The sequence below is a fragment of the Zunongwangia sp. SCSIO 43204 genome, from assembly GCF_019904275.1.
GTDB lineage: Bacteria > Bacteroidota > Bacteroidia > Flavobacteriales > Flavobacteriaceae > Zunongwangia > Zunongwangia mangrovi.
The window spans coordinates 2,260,777-2,276,173 of sequence record NZ_CP063204.1 but is presented as its reverse complement, the minus strand read 5'-3'; the positions used below and the strand labels follow the sequence as shown (position 1 = coordinate 2,276,173).

Here is a 15,397-nt window from a genome sequence, read left to right as displayed (position 1 = left end):
ATATGGAAACCAGGATCATTAAAACCATGCGTTGGTATGGTGAACGAGATGTGTTAAGCCTGCACGATTTAAAACAAGCCGGCATAACTGGCATTGTCACTGCTTTGCATCACATTCCTGTAGGCGAAATTTGGAGCAAAGATGAGATTCAAAAAACGAAAGAAAAAATAGAGAATCTTGGCATGAAGTGGGAAGTGGTAGAAAGCTTACCAGTTCATGAAAACATAAAAAAAAGAACAGGCAATTATAAAGAATTGATCGCCAATTATATCGAAAGTCTTAAAAATCTGGCTGCTCTCGATATTAAAGTGATCACCTATAATTTTATGCCGGTTTTGGATTGGGTACGTACAGATCATAATTTCGAAAATGCTGAAGGTGCTGAAGTGCTTAAATACGACCCGGTAAAATTCAGAGTTTTTGACCTGTTTTTACTGAAAAGGCCTAATGCTGAAAATGATTATTCTGAATCACAATTTTTGGAAGCTAAAGAGAAATTTGATACCACTTCAAAAGAAGAATTAAAAGTTCTTTCTAAAAGTGTGATGTTGGGACTTCCCGGAAGCACTGTAGATTTTACAGAAAAGGATCTACTAGATCAATTGGAAGGCTATAAAGAAATTACAGATGATATTCTTCGCGAGAACCTGATCTATTTTCTAAGCGAAATTTGTCCTGCAGTTGAAGATTTAGGCATTAAAATGGCGATTCATCCAGATGATCCACCATTTTCTGTACTCGGTTTACCACGTGTGGTTAGCAAAGCAAGTGATCTTGAATATATTTTTAAAAATGTAGCGTCTAAAGCGAATGGTTTATGCTATTGCACCGGTTCGCTTGGTGCACAACCCGATAACGATTTAGTCGATATTTTTGAAACCTATAAAGATCGTGTACATTTTCTTCATCTTAGAAATGTAAGTAAAAAAACTGATGGTGTTTTTATGGAATCTGATCATTTAAATGGCGATGTTCCCATGAAGAAAATTATGCAGCTCATTATTGAGCATACCAATACCACAGGAATAAAAATCCCGATGCGACCAGATCACGGCTACCTACATTCGCTTGAAAAAGAAAAGCCATACTATGCTGGTTACTCATTTATAGGAAGATTAAAAGGATTAGCAGAATTAACCGGACTAGAACTTGGTTTACAAAATACAGCATTATGAAAAAACGAATATCCTATATGCTAATATTGGCGCTTTTTGGCCTCGTTTCTTGTAAATATGGCGAAAAGGAAAGCAAAGAAATAGCCACCAAAGAAACTAATGAACAGAAAGGTCTTAAAGATTATTTTGCTGAAGATTTTCCTATGGGTGTAGCAGTTTCCCCTGCCTCATTTGAAGGAGAATCGAAAGATCTGATCTTAGCCGAATACAACAGTCTTACTCCTGAAAATGTGATGAAAATGGGTGTTATTCATCCAAAAAAAGATGAATTCAATTGGGAACCTGCAGATAAAATCGTGGCTTTTGCCCAGGAAAATAATCTAAAAGTTCGCGGTCACGCGCTGGTTTGGCATCAGCAAACCGGCAACTGGATCTTTAAAGATGAAGCCGGAAATGATGTGAGTCGCGAAGTTTTATTAGACCGAATGAAAGCTCATATCGACTCGGTGGTTGGGCGATACAAAGGAAAAATCTATGCCTGGGATGTCGTAAATGAAGCGATTGATGATAATCCAGATAATTTTTTAAGAAACTCAAAATGGCTAGAGATCATTGGTGAAGATTTTCTTACTAAAGCTTTTGAATTTGCTCATGAAGCAGATCCAGAAGCGAAGCTTTTTTATAACGATTACAACATTATAATTCCAGAAAAAAGAGATCGTGTCTTAGAACTTATCGCTAAATTAAAGTCAGAAAATGCACCGATAGACGGCATTGGAATACAAGGCCACTGGTCTATTTTTAGTCCTAGTGAAGAGGAATTAAGACAAGCTTTAAAAATGTACACAGAAACAGGTTTGGATGTTCAGATAACCGAGCTCGATGTCTCTCTTTATAAATGGGAAAAAGAACAGCGCGAACGACGCCCAGACGAATCTGACGAGTTTACGGAAGAGCGTAAACTTGCGCAGATAGAAGCTTACCAGGAGTTCTTTAAGGTATTTAGAGAATACAAAGAAGAACTTACCGGAATTACCTTTTGGAATATTTCAGATCGCAACACCTGGTTAGATCGATATCCTGTTGAAGGTAGAAAAAATTACCCACTATTATTTGATGAAAATTACGAAAGAAAACAAGTTTATGACTCCATTATCCAATTTAGTAAAAAATAAAATGCAGCTAGTTTTTGCGATTTTCGCCTTGCTGGGCTTTAGTATGCTTGGGCAGGAAACTATTGCTTCCAGCACCGCTGAAAACGACAGTTTTGGGCTTGTTACGGCAAACCACACTGCAAACTTAGTATTAGATGATTCAGATTTTGAAGGTGTTGCCATTTCGGCTAAAAACTTTCAGAAAGATATTGAACGTGTTACCGGTAAATTACCAGAATTACTTTCCAAAGAGAATTCCGAAGTAAATTCTGAAGTAAAAAAACACGGAAATGTAATTATTGGAACACTCGGTAAAAATACGATGATCGATAGTTTGGTGCAACATCAAAACATTGATATTTCCAAGATCGAAGGAAAATGGGAAGCCTATACCATTAAAAAATCTGGTGCAAATCTATTGATTATTGGTAGCGATAAGCGCGGGACTATTTTTGGAATCTATGAACTTTCTAAACAAATTGGGGTTTCTCCCTGGTATTGGTGGGCAGATGTTCCTGTAAAAAAATCTAAAGAATTATACATTGCTAAAAACGGAGTAACCAGTACAGGACCTAAAGTTCAGTATCGTGGGATCTTTATTAATGATGAAGCTCCTGCTCTATCCACATGGATAACCGAAAATTATGGCAAGTTTAATCATGAATTTTACGAGCCTGTTTTTGAACTTATTTTGCGTTTAAAAGGAAATTATATGTGGCCTGCCATGTGGGGAAAAGCCTTTTATGACGATGATCCTGCAAATGGTGTTTTAGCTGATAAATACGGGATCGTTATGGGAACTTCGCATCACGAACCATTAGCCCGTGCACAAGCCGAATGGGGACGATACGGTAGTGGCGAGTGGAACTACGAAACCAATGAGGACACTTTAAAAAGTTTTTGGCGCAAAGGAATCGAGCGTATGGGCGATCGCGAAACTTTAGTAACGATCGGGATGCGTGGTGATGGTGACGAACCAATGACCGAAGGCACTGCGATTAGCTTACTGGAACGTATTGTTAAAGATCAGCGAGAGATCATTAGCGATGTGACTCAAAAACCAACTGAGGAAACTCCTCAGGTTTGGGCACTTTATAAAGAAGTTCAGGATTATTATGACCAGGGAATGCGCGTACCAGATGACGTCACTCTTTTACTGGCCGATGATAACTGGGGGAATATTAGAAAACTTCCAAAACTTGCCGATAGTACAAGAAGCGGCGGTTACGGGATCTATTATCACTTCGATTATGTTGGTGGTCCAAGAAGTTATAAATGGATAAATACGACTCAAATTTCCAGAGTTTACGAGCAGATGTCACTTGCTTACGATTATCACGCCCGCAAGGTTTGGATCACTAATGTTGGTGATCTTAAGCCCATGGAATATCCTATTAGCTTCTTTTTAGATTATGCCTGGAATCCTGAAGATTTTAGCATTGAAGACCTAAAGGCTTATCCAGAACAATGGGCGACCTCTCAATTTGGAGATGAATATGCTACTAAAATTGCCGAATTACTTCAGAAATATACAACTTACAACAGCCGAAGAAAACCAGAATTACTTTCTGAAGAAACCTATAGTTTGACGCAGTTTAATGAAGCTGAAGAAATTCTGACCGATTTTAACGAATTAGAGAAAAAAGCTGATGAAATTGCCGGGAAACTGGAGGAAAAATATCAATCGGCTTACTTCCAATTGGTGCTTCACCCAATAAAAGCTTCAGCAAATCTAAATAGAATGTATATCGCATTGGCGAAAAACAAGCTGTATGCTGAACAACAGCGAAATACCACAAACAGGTATGCAGAAAAGGTTTCAGAATACTTCAAGAAAGATGAAGAAATTACCGAAGCTTATCATTCAATCGAAAATGGGAAGTGGAATCATATGATCTTTCAACCACATATTGGATTTACCTCCTGGTTTGATCCTAAACAAAATATTGAGCCAGAAACCAGCAAGATCGATATTCCAGAAGAAGCTGGATTAGGTATAGCTATCGCGAATAGCGAAGATTATTTTCCAAAAAATAACAAGCTTAGCTTACCGATATTCGATAAAAACAACGCGAAATCTTCGGTTGAAATTTTTAACCGCGGAAAAGAGGAATTAAAGATCAAGATCAAAAAACTTCCTAAATGGCTAAAGGTTTCTAAAACTAAAGCTGAAATTAGCGAATCTGAACACTTATTTTTCGAATTAGTTGCTGAAAAATTACCAACTAAAACCACTAAGGAAAGCTTTATAATTCAATCTGATGATGATAAAGTTGAAATTGAGGTTTCCTACCAGCCATTCGACTTTAAAACGGAAGGTTTTGTCGCTAAAAATGGTATCATTAGCATTCCTGCGAATAAATATCAGGAAAATAATGGCTGGGAAAGGATCCCATATCTTGGGAAAAGAGATATTGCTTTAAGACCCGAGAATAGTTTTACCCACGAAGCTTCAGAAAATGCAAGCTTAAGTTATCAATTTTCGATCAAAGAAGATACTGAAGCTAAAATGAGCTTTTTGATCTCTCCAAGCTTGGATTTTTTAGATAATGGCGGACTAAAATTTGCTTATTCCATCGATGGTGGGGACCTAAAAACCCTTAATTTACTAAAAGACACCAAAGATAACTGGGGAACATCTGTAAGTAATAATGTGACAGAAGTAATTGAGGAATTAAATCTTGAAAAAGGAGCACATACTCTTAAAGTTTACGCTATAGATCCGGGAATTGTGCTGCAAAATATCATCATTGAAACCGATAGCGCTACACCATTAAATACGTATTTGGCGCCAACAGAATAATTGTAACTTCCATACAATTAATTTAGTTTGATTACAGTAGAATGCCGGGGTGGTTCCCGGCTTTTTTTATGTCTTTATTCGATAGCTTGATCAATTGATGCATTTCTGTCCCCAAGGCTATCTACTTATCTTTAAGCAAATACTATTTCAGAATAAATATCGCTTGTCATATGTGCTTTTTTATTCTAAAAAAATTCCTTTAAAATAGCTAATATTGATCTATACGCGGAGGTATTTTTTTTTGATATAGAATATTCAAAGTTACTTTCTTGTTTCCTGGAAGTATTATATTCTAGCTTTAGAAAACATCTCCAAAACTTCAAATCTTAGCTACAATTGGCGTTTTTAAGGCTTAGAAAGAAGAAATAATCACAGCCTAAAATCAAAAGAAATCGAATAAGTAAGTCCTAAAAACTTCAGAAGTAAACTAGCTAGGGCAAGCCCCCGAGCATTCTTTAGAAACAATCATTTAATCTCAAGGCAAGCCTCGAAGTATTATACCCTTTGGCGGCGCCAATAAAAGCTTATAATTTTATCGAATGTCGGTAAGTAATAAAAAAAAGAGAGCTTTAAAAGCTCTCTTTTTCTAATCTAAATGCTAATTAAATTTTACTGGTAACCAGGGTTTTGGTAAGCGCTTTTTTCAGCATCTGACACATCTAAATTATCTATCTGACCTCTAGGAATAGGTCTTAGATAATGATATGGTTCTATATTTCTTGTTGTCACTGTTGGTGAATGATCTGATGCATCGTTACCTCCAATTTCGTAAGTTCCTGCGATCTCGTTCCATTTTTGGGTACGAACAAGATCATACCAGCGATAGCCTTCTCCAAAATACTCACGAGAACGTTCAGCTAAAATATAATCGATATCGATATCTGTTGGGGTAGCCGCAACTAATGCCGCACTATTATCCTCGATACGCTCTTCTTGCTCTCCATTATCATAACACCAGTTACCGGCACGATCACGAATCACATTAATAAGATCGTAAGCAGAATAACTTCCAGAAGCTCCTTTTACAGCAGCTTCTGCAGCAAGGAAATAGAATTCAGAAAACTTCGCGATTGGGAAAGGACGAGTAATAGCTCCGTTAGGAGAACCTAGTCCGTCACCATTATCGGTACGATACGTACCCAATTTCCAAAGTCCTGGATAGAATCTTCTATTGATCTCATCTGGATTGATCACATAATCTGATCGTCCAGGAAGTTCACCTCCGCCAATGTTTCCTCCATTTACGTAGGTAACATTGTCGTTATGTTCATCTAAGAATGAAACTACAGCATCACCGGGAGCGATTTCCATTCCGTTGGCTGCAGTAAGTGTAGCTTCTGGAGCGCCACCTTTATCCCAGTTTCCTCGATAGCTGGTCACAAATGTCGCATCGTAACGAGAATCTAGTTCTTTTTCAGCAAAAGTTTCGGTTAAGACTCCAATAGGCGGCGCCATTCTTGTCCATGGTCTACCATAGCTCTGCGCAGCTTCTCTTTGCACAGCTGAAACTCCGTCTACGCTAATTGTTGTATAATTAGAAGTTACCATCCAAACCGCAGTATTAGCACTACCATCTGTACCACTATATCCTAAGTTAGCTCCGTTGTATAATTGGCTTTCTTCTGTACGATCTGCATAAAGCATCATTTCAGCATGGCGATCGTTTGTAGCCACATGCACATCATAAAAACAATCCAGTAAACGATATGGGCCAGGATTTTCAATTCCTTCAACTGCAAGATCATATGCTCTTTGGTAATAATACGAAGGATCGTTACCATCTGGATCTGTTCTTGGCGCTTCTGGATAAGTAGGAATATTATTTGGATTCTCTAACCACCAGGCGTAAGTTAAATATGCTTTTGAAAGGAATAATCTCGCCACGTTCTTAGTCACCGCTCCAGTTAATCTAGGATTATCTGGTAAGTCTTCTACAGCTCTTTCTAGATCTGGCAAGATAGCCCGGGTATAAACTTCGGGCACCGTGTTACGCGTAGAAGTTCTAACTGCAGAACTATTGAAGGCTAATTCACCAGATCCAAGATCTAATGGCACTCCGCCATAATTTTGAACTAATAGAAAGTAATTGAACGCACGGAAGAATCTTGCTTCACCAATTAGTGAATTATCCAGCCCAACGGCTTCAGCATTTTCTATAATACCACTAGCTGTGTTTATTGCCGGGAATGCATTTCCCCAAACAACGCTAACAGAAAATCCACTTTCTGAACTTAAATTTCCCTGCCCTGCAAGGTCCAGATCAAAAAAGTTGTTATTTGCACTTTGGGCGGCAACATATTCATCTGTTCCTGTTTCAGTAAGGTTTAAATAATATGCAAACCCAAAAACGTTACGCATATTTTGATATAAATAAGTTAATCCTCCCTGAACTCCCAGTTCTGTCGTAAAAAATTCTGGAGTAAAAACTCCTCTTGTCTCTTCTTGTAAAATATCGTCTGTACAAGATTTTAATCCGAATACCGATACCAATGAAAATATGGCTATAGGTATAATTCTAAATTTTCTCATATTTTCTTTTTAAAATGAAATGTTTAATCCTATCAAATAGTTACGTGTCGATGGAATATTGGTTCCTATTGTTGGAATACCTCTGGAAATGTTACTCGTATTAACCGCTACGTTTTGACGGTTTCCGTTACCATTAACTCCTGAATTTGTTATTTCTGGATCTAAACCAGATTCGTCATGAAAAGGTGAAAAAAGTACGAATGGGTTTTGTGCAGAAGCATAAACTCTTAATCTATTGATCCCTAAGTTATCTATCAAATCCTGCTCAAAATTATATCCTAAAGTAAGTGAGCGAACCTTTAAATAAGAACCATCAAAATAACCTAAAGTACTTGCATATTTTTGGTTATCACCACTCTGAATCCCACCTGGCGCAGGATATTTAGCATCTGTATTGGTAGGTGTCCAATAATCCACATCTACGTTGTTTTGTCTACCAGTTAACAGGTTTAAATATCCACTAGATGAATATAAAGTACTTACTAAAGTTCCTCCAGATTGAAAAGTTCCAACCATAGTTAGATCAATATTCTTATAAGCTAAGCGAGTATTGAATCCACCCTGAAAATCTGGTGTTGGATCGATGATTTTTCTATCCTCTGCTCCTATTGGTCGTACTGGAGAACCATCTGCATTATACTCTCCGGTATATCTAACTTTGATCATTCCGGCAGCACTACCTCCTGGTTCATATTGTTGTAAATATTGGAAATCTGGATCTGATTCGTTCCAAAGTCCGATTCTTTCGTAATCATAGATTACATTAATTGGTGATCCCACAAACCAAAGGTTTCCTTCATCTCTTAACTGTCCTGAAGCCAAAGAGGTAATCTCATTTTGGTTACTGTAAAGGTTTATACCAGCATCCCATGTAAATCCATCTGGATTATCGATAATGGTACCGTTTAATGAAATTTCAAATCCTTTGTTTTGAGTTGCACCAATATTGCTGGTTACATTTCCAACCCCAGAAGAAGATGGTAATCCAAGAGTATAAAGTATGTCATTCGTTTTAGTTATATAATATTCAAATGTACCTGATAAGCGGTTATTAAATAATCCAAAATCAAGACCATAGTTGTAAGTTTGTGAAAACTCCCATCCAAGGTTTGCATTTGGTAATTGATTCACGTAATATCCGGTAGCAAACGTACTTCCGAAGTTATAATTTACAGTGCTTAATCTACCCTGTACAGAGTAAGGCGCGATCGCCTGATTTGATGTTTCTCCATAACCTGCACGTAATTTTAAGAGATTTATCCATGCTACATCGTCCATAAAGGTTTCATTACCAATGTTCCATCCAACTGAAACCGCAGGATAAGTTACCCACTTGTTTCCTGGTGCTAATCTAGAAGAACCATCACTACGTAAAGTAGCCGTCATTAAATAACGATTATCGTATTGGTACATCACTCTTCCCATATACGAAAGCAATCCTGTAGCAGAATAGCCTGTACCATAGTTTGTAATATCTTCGGAAAGCGCTGAATCTATATTGTACCATAAAGAAGATTCATTCGGAATGTTTTGCGCAGTTAAACCTACGTTATCAGTCTCAGTATTTTGCGAAGAGAATAATCCAACAAAATTTACTTTATGTTTTTCAGCAAACGTTCTGTCGAATAAAATTTGATTTTCAATCACGTAATCTCTGGTGATCGAACTATTGTAACTAGCTGAAGATGGGTTTTGTTCATTATAGTTAAAAACTCCACGTCCTGTAAAATTACCATCTCTTGCCGTTCTAAAATTAAGACCAAGATTTAAACGATACTTTAGGCCCTCTATCCACGGAATTTCAACTTCTGCGTAAACGTTATTGTAAGAACCATAATCTAACTGTTCATTTTTTCGACCATCACCAATACGATTAATTTCATTTTCAGTAGGAATCCATAGGTTATCAGCCTGAGTTTGCAGACGAACCGACTCTAAGAAATTTCCGTTTTCATCATACGGACTCAAAAGTGGTGATGCTGCTAATGCTCCAAATACACCTACAATACTGCTGGTTTTATTAAAATTCATTACTGAATTTAATCCGAAACTAAAAAGCTCTCCTACTTCCTGGTCTACCTGTGCTCTCAAAGAATATCTTTGGAAAGAATCTCCCGGTGCTACCGAAGTTTCCTTAAAATATCCCAAACCTACATTATAGGATCCTTTTTCTGAACCTCCTTTTACACTTACATCGTGTGTAGTTTGCAAACCAGTTCCATAAATAAGGTCCTGCCAATCTGTATCGTTTGCGAGATCTTCATCACCACCTAATTCATATATAGGGGTTCCACCCTGATTAGGGTGTGCCGCAACATCTGCTCTTAATTGCGTAAGTTGTGCAGCATTCATCATAGGATATTTTGCAAAAACATCTTTTACTGCATAATATGTATTGTAAGAGAAAGTTGCTTTTTGTCCCTGTCTACCTGATTTTGTAGTAATAAGAATTACCCCATTCGCACCTCTGGAACCATAAATAGCAGTTGCAGAAGCATCTTTAAGGATATCGAGACTTTCGATATCATTAGGACTAATATCACTTAAACCACCCGAAAACGGGATTCCATTTAATACAATTAAAGGATCGTTATTTCCAGAAAGTGAACGTGTACCACGAATTCGCACTTGTGGCGAAGCTCCTGGTCTTGTACTATTGGTAGAAATATTTACCCCAGCAGCACGACCTATTAAAGCATCCTGAAAATTGGCAGTTTTAACCTCATTAAGTTCTTCACCTTTTACAGAAACTACAGATCCTGTTACAGATTCTCGACTTTGTGTACCATAACCAACCACAACAACTTCAGATAAAGCTTCAGTATCATCCTGCATCGTAACATTTATTTGTGTACGACCATTAACCGGAATATCCTGACTTTGATATCCCATGAAGCTATAACTAAGTGTAGCATCTGAAGGTACATTTTCTAAAGTATAATTTCCATCAAAATTAGTTGTGGTACCCTGGTTCGTACCAACGATGAAAACATTTACGCCAGGCAATGGCAATCCATTGGCGTCAATGACTTCCCCGCTTACTGTTATGTTCTGAGCGTAACCGCTGGCGAACATCATTAAGAAGAGTAGTATTGAAAATTTAGGCTGAACACCCAATTTTCGTACATAGTTAGAAATCTTTTCCTCCATATTAGTAAATTTTAAATTAAAAGATTTAAATCATATTAGAATGATAAAAATTGTTAGGTTAATTTTTCGATATGATAAATATATCACAAAATTACTAATTACGAAATCGGTTGCGTTAAAACTTTTATTCAAATTGACTATAAGACCGAATTTTAATAGTCTAAACAATGATATTCAGCACCTTAAGTTATTTATTATTTTTCTAAATTCTTATAAAATTGAAACAATTTAGTATTACATATATAAATACAGCTATCTAAAAATTAAGATTTCATGACACAAAGAGACTAAAAAAGATTAAATTATGATAAATATGAGGTGTTTTCTAGGAATAACTCAATAATAAATGTACAGAATACGCATAAACACTATTACGCAATCGGTTGTTTAAATATCAAGCAATTAAAATAGCATTATTTATTCAACTTATATATCTATTTGTATATGCTTAAGAAAAGATCAAGAGGGAAAAAAATTCAGTTAAATCTATCTGAGAAGTATTTAAACCACATTCAGCTTCTTCACCACGAACTGTTGAAGTAAATAAAGTAGGTATCCATATAAAATACCAAATAGAGCGCCTATAAGAATATCGCCAGGATAGTGTACTCCTAGATAAACACGGCTATAAGCTACAATGGCAGCCCAGAGCAAAAGGAACCATATCATTTTAGGTATCTTTTTTATAAAAATAGATCCTAAAAAAATTGCGACTGCAAAAGTGCTGGATGCGTGTGCCGAATAGAAGCCATATTTACCGCATCGCTCGGCTACGATCCTGGCAAACTCTGTTACACCTTCCTGCCTACAAGGGCGGGGGCGCATAAAAAAGTCTTTGAAAACATTAGACATCTGGTCTGTACAGGTAATTAATAATGCGATACAAACCATGGTCGCTACACTATACTTCCAACCAAATTTTTTGAATAAAAGAAATAATAGAAAAGCATAAAGTGGGATCGCCATCCATTTATCGCTAATGCCAATCCACATCCAATCCCAGGTTTCAGACCCAAGATTGTTTAAATAAAGGAATAAGTTATGGTCTAATTCTATTAATTCTTCCATGCTTTTATTCGATAATCACGATTAGATTGCTTGTTTAATCTTCCTCGTATCTGGCAACTTCACGATCGTAAAAATCGTTAGCCTGCTGAATTAAACTTTCGGCTTCATTGGCCAATTCTTCTTCATCAGCTTTATCAAAATCTTCAAGCCATTCTACCTCATCGTTTTCAAGATTAATGATGAAGCGAGGAAATTCTGTATGAATTACAAAGATCGCATCTGAATAATCGGTATTATCACCTAATAAAAACTTCGGAAATTCCATTTTATATATTTTTAAACTGTTTCGTTTTTAATTTCGTTGGGTTTATTCGCAATCAGTTTATTGCTTAAATAATTGAATCTAAAATACAACATTAATGCTGAAGCTGTTAATCCAGCCAGAAGTCCCATCCAGATTCCCATACTTCCCATGTTTTCAGCTTTACCAAAGTACCAGGATACCGGGAAACCAATAATCCAATACGCAACAAAGCATATGGCTGTGGGAACTTTTACATCCTGTAAACCTCTTAAAGCCCCTAAAATTACTACTTGCATCCCATCACTTAATTGAAACAATGCTGCTACAATTAACAATTGCGCCGATAAAAGTACCACTTCTACATTATCGATATAAAAAGTAGGCAACCAGTCCTTCAGTAAAATAAAGCCTACTGCGAATATAGCTTCAATTATAAAAACTAAAAGAAAAACAGACATTGCAATTCTTCGTAATTCTTTATAATGATGCAATCCTTTTTGATTTCCTACGCGAATGGTTGCAGTAACTCCTAAACCAACAGCGATCATAAAGGTCATCGATGCCAGATTTAAAGCAATTTGGTTTGCTGCCTGCGGATTGGTTCCTAAGAGTCCGGCCAAAAATACCGTAGCGGTAAAAATCGCGACTTCGAAGAACATTTGTAACGCGGTTGGAAAACCAAGATTCAGAATTTTTTTGAAAATATCGGTTTTAAACAACTCTTTTTTAGACCAAACAAAATAAGGCTTAAACTTCGATTTTCGTCTTAAGATCTCCCAAACGAACCATAGCATAAAGAACCTGGAAATTAAGGTACCAATTGCTGCTCCTTCTAAACCTAGCTCTGGAAAAATCCAAATTCCGTAAATCAATAAATAATTGAAAAGGACATTCACCACATTCGATAATATGGTAGCGTACATTGAATATTTGGTTTGTGATAATCCATCTGCAAATTGTTTATAAGCCTGGAATATCATTAAAGGTAGCATCGAAAAAGCTACAATTTCGAGATAAGGTATCGCATATTCTACAACTTCGGGTGGTTGATCTAAATAATACAAAAGCGGTTTTGCCAGTAAAAGCAGCAGAAAAAGAAGAATTCCGTTTATTCCGCAGAGAATAATCCCGTGATGAAAATAACTTCTTCCCTTTTCGATATCTCCAGATCCATCAGCTTCAGCAATAAGCGGAGTAATCGCGAACGAAAAACCAATTCCCAGTGAAAGTGCTATAAAAACAAGACTGTTACCTAAAGAAACTGCAGCAAGTGGCGCAGCACCTAGTCGCCCAACCATAAGATTATCAGCCAAGCCAACAAGCACGTGCCCTAACTGACCTAACATGACCGGATAGGCAATATTAAGATTTTTCCCGAATTCTTTTGTGTAATCTGAAAGCTGCAAAACCAAAAATTTAGTGCGCAAAGATAATGGCTTTTATTTGGCTTGAGATTGATTTATCATTAAAAAATAAGTCTGCAAATCTTCCAATATTAGAAGAAAGCTAGTTTTGCTTCCCAAGAATTAATTCTTCATAAGATTTTGCCTTCCGAAGTTCCAGAATCCATTTTACTTCAAATTTCCCATAGCCTAAAGATTTTACTCTTTCGATCATAAAATCGCGAAGATCATCTAAAGTCAGATATTCATTGGTTGCTTCAAAGATCAATTCAATTTTATAGATATTGGGCAAAAAGAAAAAGACTTTTCTAAAGATCGATTTTGAATGTCTTTTGCCAGTAATTTTAAAAATCTTTCCGTCGCAATCACAAAATAGGTTGTCTTTTAAATATTCCTGAAAGTAGACTTCAGTATTATTATAGATAAAACCATCCATCAGCAAAAAGGAAGTAAGATCTTCCTCTTTGCTGAAATTTGGATTTGATATATTTATTACCGGAAATTGTATCAATTAATATCGAATTACAATCCGTATTTGTCTACCAGGTAAATTAAAGCGGCCATGCTTGCGCCACCAAGTTCGAGCTCTCTTTTATTGATCTTATCAAAAGTATCTGTAGCAGCATGATGATAATCGAAATAACGCTGAGAATCTGGTTGCAGACCAGCCAAAACAGTCCCATCACCTTCTAACGGACCAATATCTGCACCGCCTTCTCCCTGCTGAAAAATATGTAAATAATAAGGTGCAAACAATGAAGCCCAATTTTGTAGTTTTTCAAGCTGAGTAGCATCTGCATGAAAAGTAAATCCTCTTGGTGTAAATCCGCCAGAATCACTTTCTAAAGCAAAAATGTGATCTTCGCTATTTTCTTTAGCCACCTCGGCATATTTAAGTCCGCCACGTAATCCATTTTCTTCATTCATAAAAAGCACCACGCGAATGCTTCTTTTTGGTTTGTAGCCCATTTTTTTAAAAAGACGCAACACTTCCATAGATTGTACACAACCTGCACCATCGTCGTGAGAACCATCACCTAAATCCCAGGAATCTAAATGGCCACCCACAACAATATATTCATCTGGATACTGGCTTCCGGTAATTTCGCCAATTACATTATAGCTTTTAGCATCGGGATGTGTTTCGCAATTCATCTTAAAATATACCTTAAGATCTTTTTGCAATTTTAAAACCGAACTCAGATACTCGGCATCTTTAGTGCTAATTGCAGCAGCCGGGATTTTTTGATCTTCAGGAATATCGCCATAGTACATTCCGCCAGCATGAGGATATTTATCAATTCTTAAATTCATAGATCGTACAAGCACACCCACTGCACCATATTTAGAAGCTTCAGCCGCACCATTCCCACGTTGATCTACGGCACCGCCATAAGCTTTAAACGTATGAATTTTGGTAGCATCCATTGGGCGGTTAAAAAACACGATCTTTCCTTTAATTTTTTCTTCCCCAAGTTTTTCAAGTTCGTCCAATCCATAAACTTCGATAACTTCGGCTTTTGTGCCTCCTTCAGGGGTAGCAACAGATCCACCAAGAGCACAAATATTTATAGGTGTAGAACTGCCAGGAATAGTTTCAATATAAGCATATTCACGTGCACCGCGCGTCCATTTAGGCACCATCACTTCCTGTAACCAAACTTTGTCTAAACCAAGACTATCCAATTCTTTTTTGGTATAATCTACCGCACGTTGCGCACTATACGATCCAGATAAACGACCACCAATACCATTAGACAGGTAATCTAACCAATCGTAACTTTTACCATTGGTTAAGGCCATATCGTAGATTGCTGCAATTTTTTCTGTATCAGTTTCTACTGAAGATTGCCCAAAAACCGGCATTATGGATAGTAATAATAAGGCTGAAAGAATTTTCTTCATTTTTCGGGATAAATTTGAGCTTAAAT

General features: G+C 36.9%; 10 protein-coding genes. 3 read left to right on the top strand and 7 right to left on the bottom strand.

From position 1 onward, the window contains the following. The first annotated feature begins 2 nt into the window (after positions 1-2). Genes uxuA through INR75_RS10050 form a run of 3 tightly spaced genes read left to right on the top strand, consistent with a single transcriptional unit; the run spans position 3 to position 5,072 of the window. Complete coding sequence (gene uxuA / locus INR75_RS10060) at positions 3-1,175, top strand: mannonate dehydratase (RefSeq protein ID WP_223091795.1); 1,173 nt, start codon at positions 3-5, stop codon at positions 1,173-1,175. Continuing rightward, a complete protein-coding gene (locus INR75_RS10055) occupies positions 1,172-2,290 on the top strand; it encodes an endo-1,4-beta-xylanase (RefSeq protein WP_223091794.1) in 1,119 nt (372 codons plus the stop codon). Before uxuA ends, INR75_RS10055 begins: the two co-directional genes overlap by 4 nt. A gap of 1 nt (position 2,291) precedes the next feature. Continuing rightward, on the top strand, positions 2,292-5,072 hold the full coding sequence (locus INR75_RS10050) for a glycosyl hydrolase 115 family protein (protein WP_255584697.1): 2,781 nt from the start codon (positions 2,292-2,294) through the stop codon (positions 5,070-5,072). A gap of 609 nt (positions 5,073-5,681) precedes the next feature. Here the strand turns inward: INR75_RS10050 and INR75_RS10045 are convergent. The 7 genes from INR75_RS10045 to INR75_RS10015 all read right to left on the bottom strand — a co-directional run bounded on the left by INR75_RS10045 (position 5,682) and on the right by INR75_RS10015 (position 15,371). After that, the gene (locus tag INR75_RS10045) at positions 5,682-7,601 is read right to left on the bottom strand and encodes a RagB/SusD family nutrient uptake outer membrane protein (RefSeq protein WP_223091793.1); all 1,920 of its coding nucleotides are present in this window, start codon (positions 7,599-7,601) and stop codon (positions 5,682-5,684) included. Between the two features lie 9 nt (positions 7,602-7,610). Then, positions 7,611-10,751 (bottom strand): TonB-dependent receptor, encoded by a 3,141-nt coding sequence (locus INR75_RS10040; protein WP_092544861.1) that lies wholly within the window; start codon positions 10,749-10,751, stop codon positions 7,611-7,613. A 501-nt stretch (positions 10,752-11,252) separates the two neighbouring features. Continuing rightward, on the bottom strand, positions 11,253-11,819 hold the full coding sequence (locus INR75_RS10035; protein ID WP_223091792.1) for a phosphatase PAP2 family protein: 567 nt from the start codon (positions 11,817-11,819) through the stop codon (positions 11,253-11,255). Positions 11,820-11,853: 34 nt separating this feature from the next. Beyond that, complete coding sequence (locus tag INR75_RS10030) at positions 11,854-12,084, bottom strand: hypothetical protein (protein ID WP_092544865.1); 231 nt, start codon at positions 12,082-12,084, stop codon at positions 11,854-11,856. A gap of 11 nt (positions 12,085-12,095) precedes the next feature. Beyond that, the gene (locus INR75_RS10025; RefSeq protein ID WP_223091902.1) at positions 12,096-13,469 is read right to left on the bottom strand and encodes an MATE family efflux transporter; all 1,374 of its coding nucleotides are present in this window, start codon (positions 13,467-13,469) and stop codon (positions 12,096-12,098) included. A 100-nt stretch (positions 13,470-13,569) separates the two neighbouring features. Beyond that, positions 13,570-13,977 (bottom strand): hypothetical protein, encoded by a 408-nt coding sequence (locus INR75_RS10020; protein WP_223091791.1) that lies wholly within the window; start codon positions 13,975-13,977, stop codon positions 13,570-13,572. A gap of 11 nt (positions 13,978-13,988) precedes the next feature. After that, positions 13,989-15,371 carry a M20/M25/M40 family metallo-hydrolase gene (locus tag INR75_RS10015; protein WP_223091790.1) on the bottom strand — a complete coding sequence of 461 codons (1,383 nt, stop codon included), beginning with the start codon at positions 15,369-15,371 and terminating at the stop codon, positions 13,989-13,991. Between the last annotated feature and the right edge of the window lie 26 nt (positions 15,372-15,397).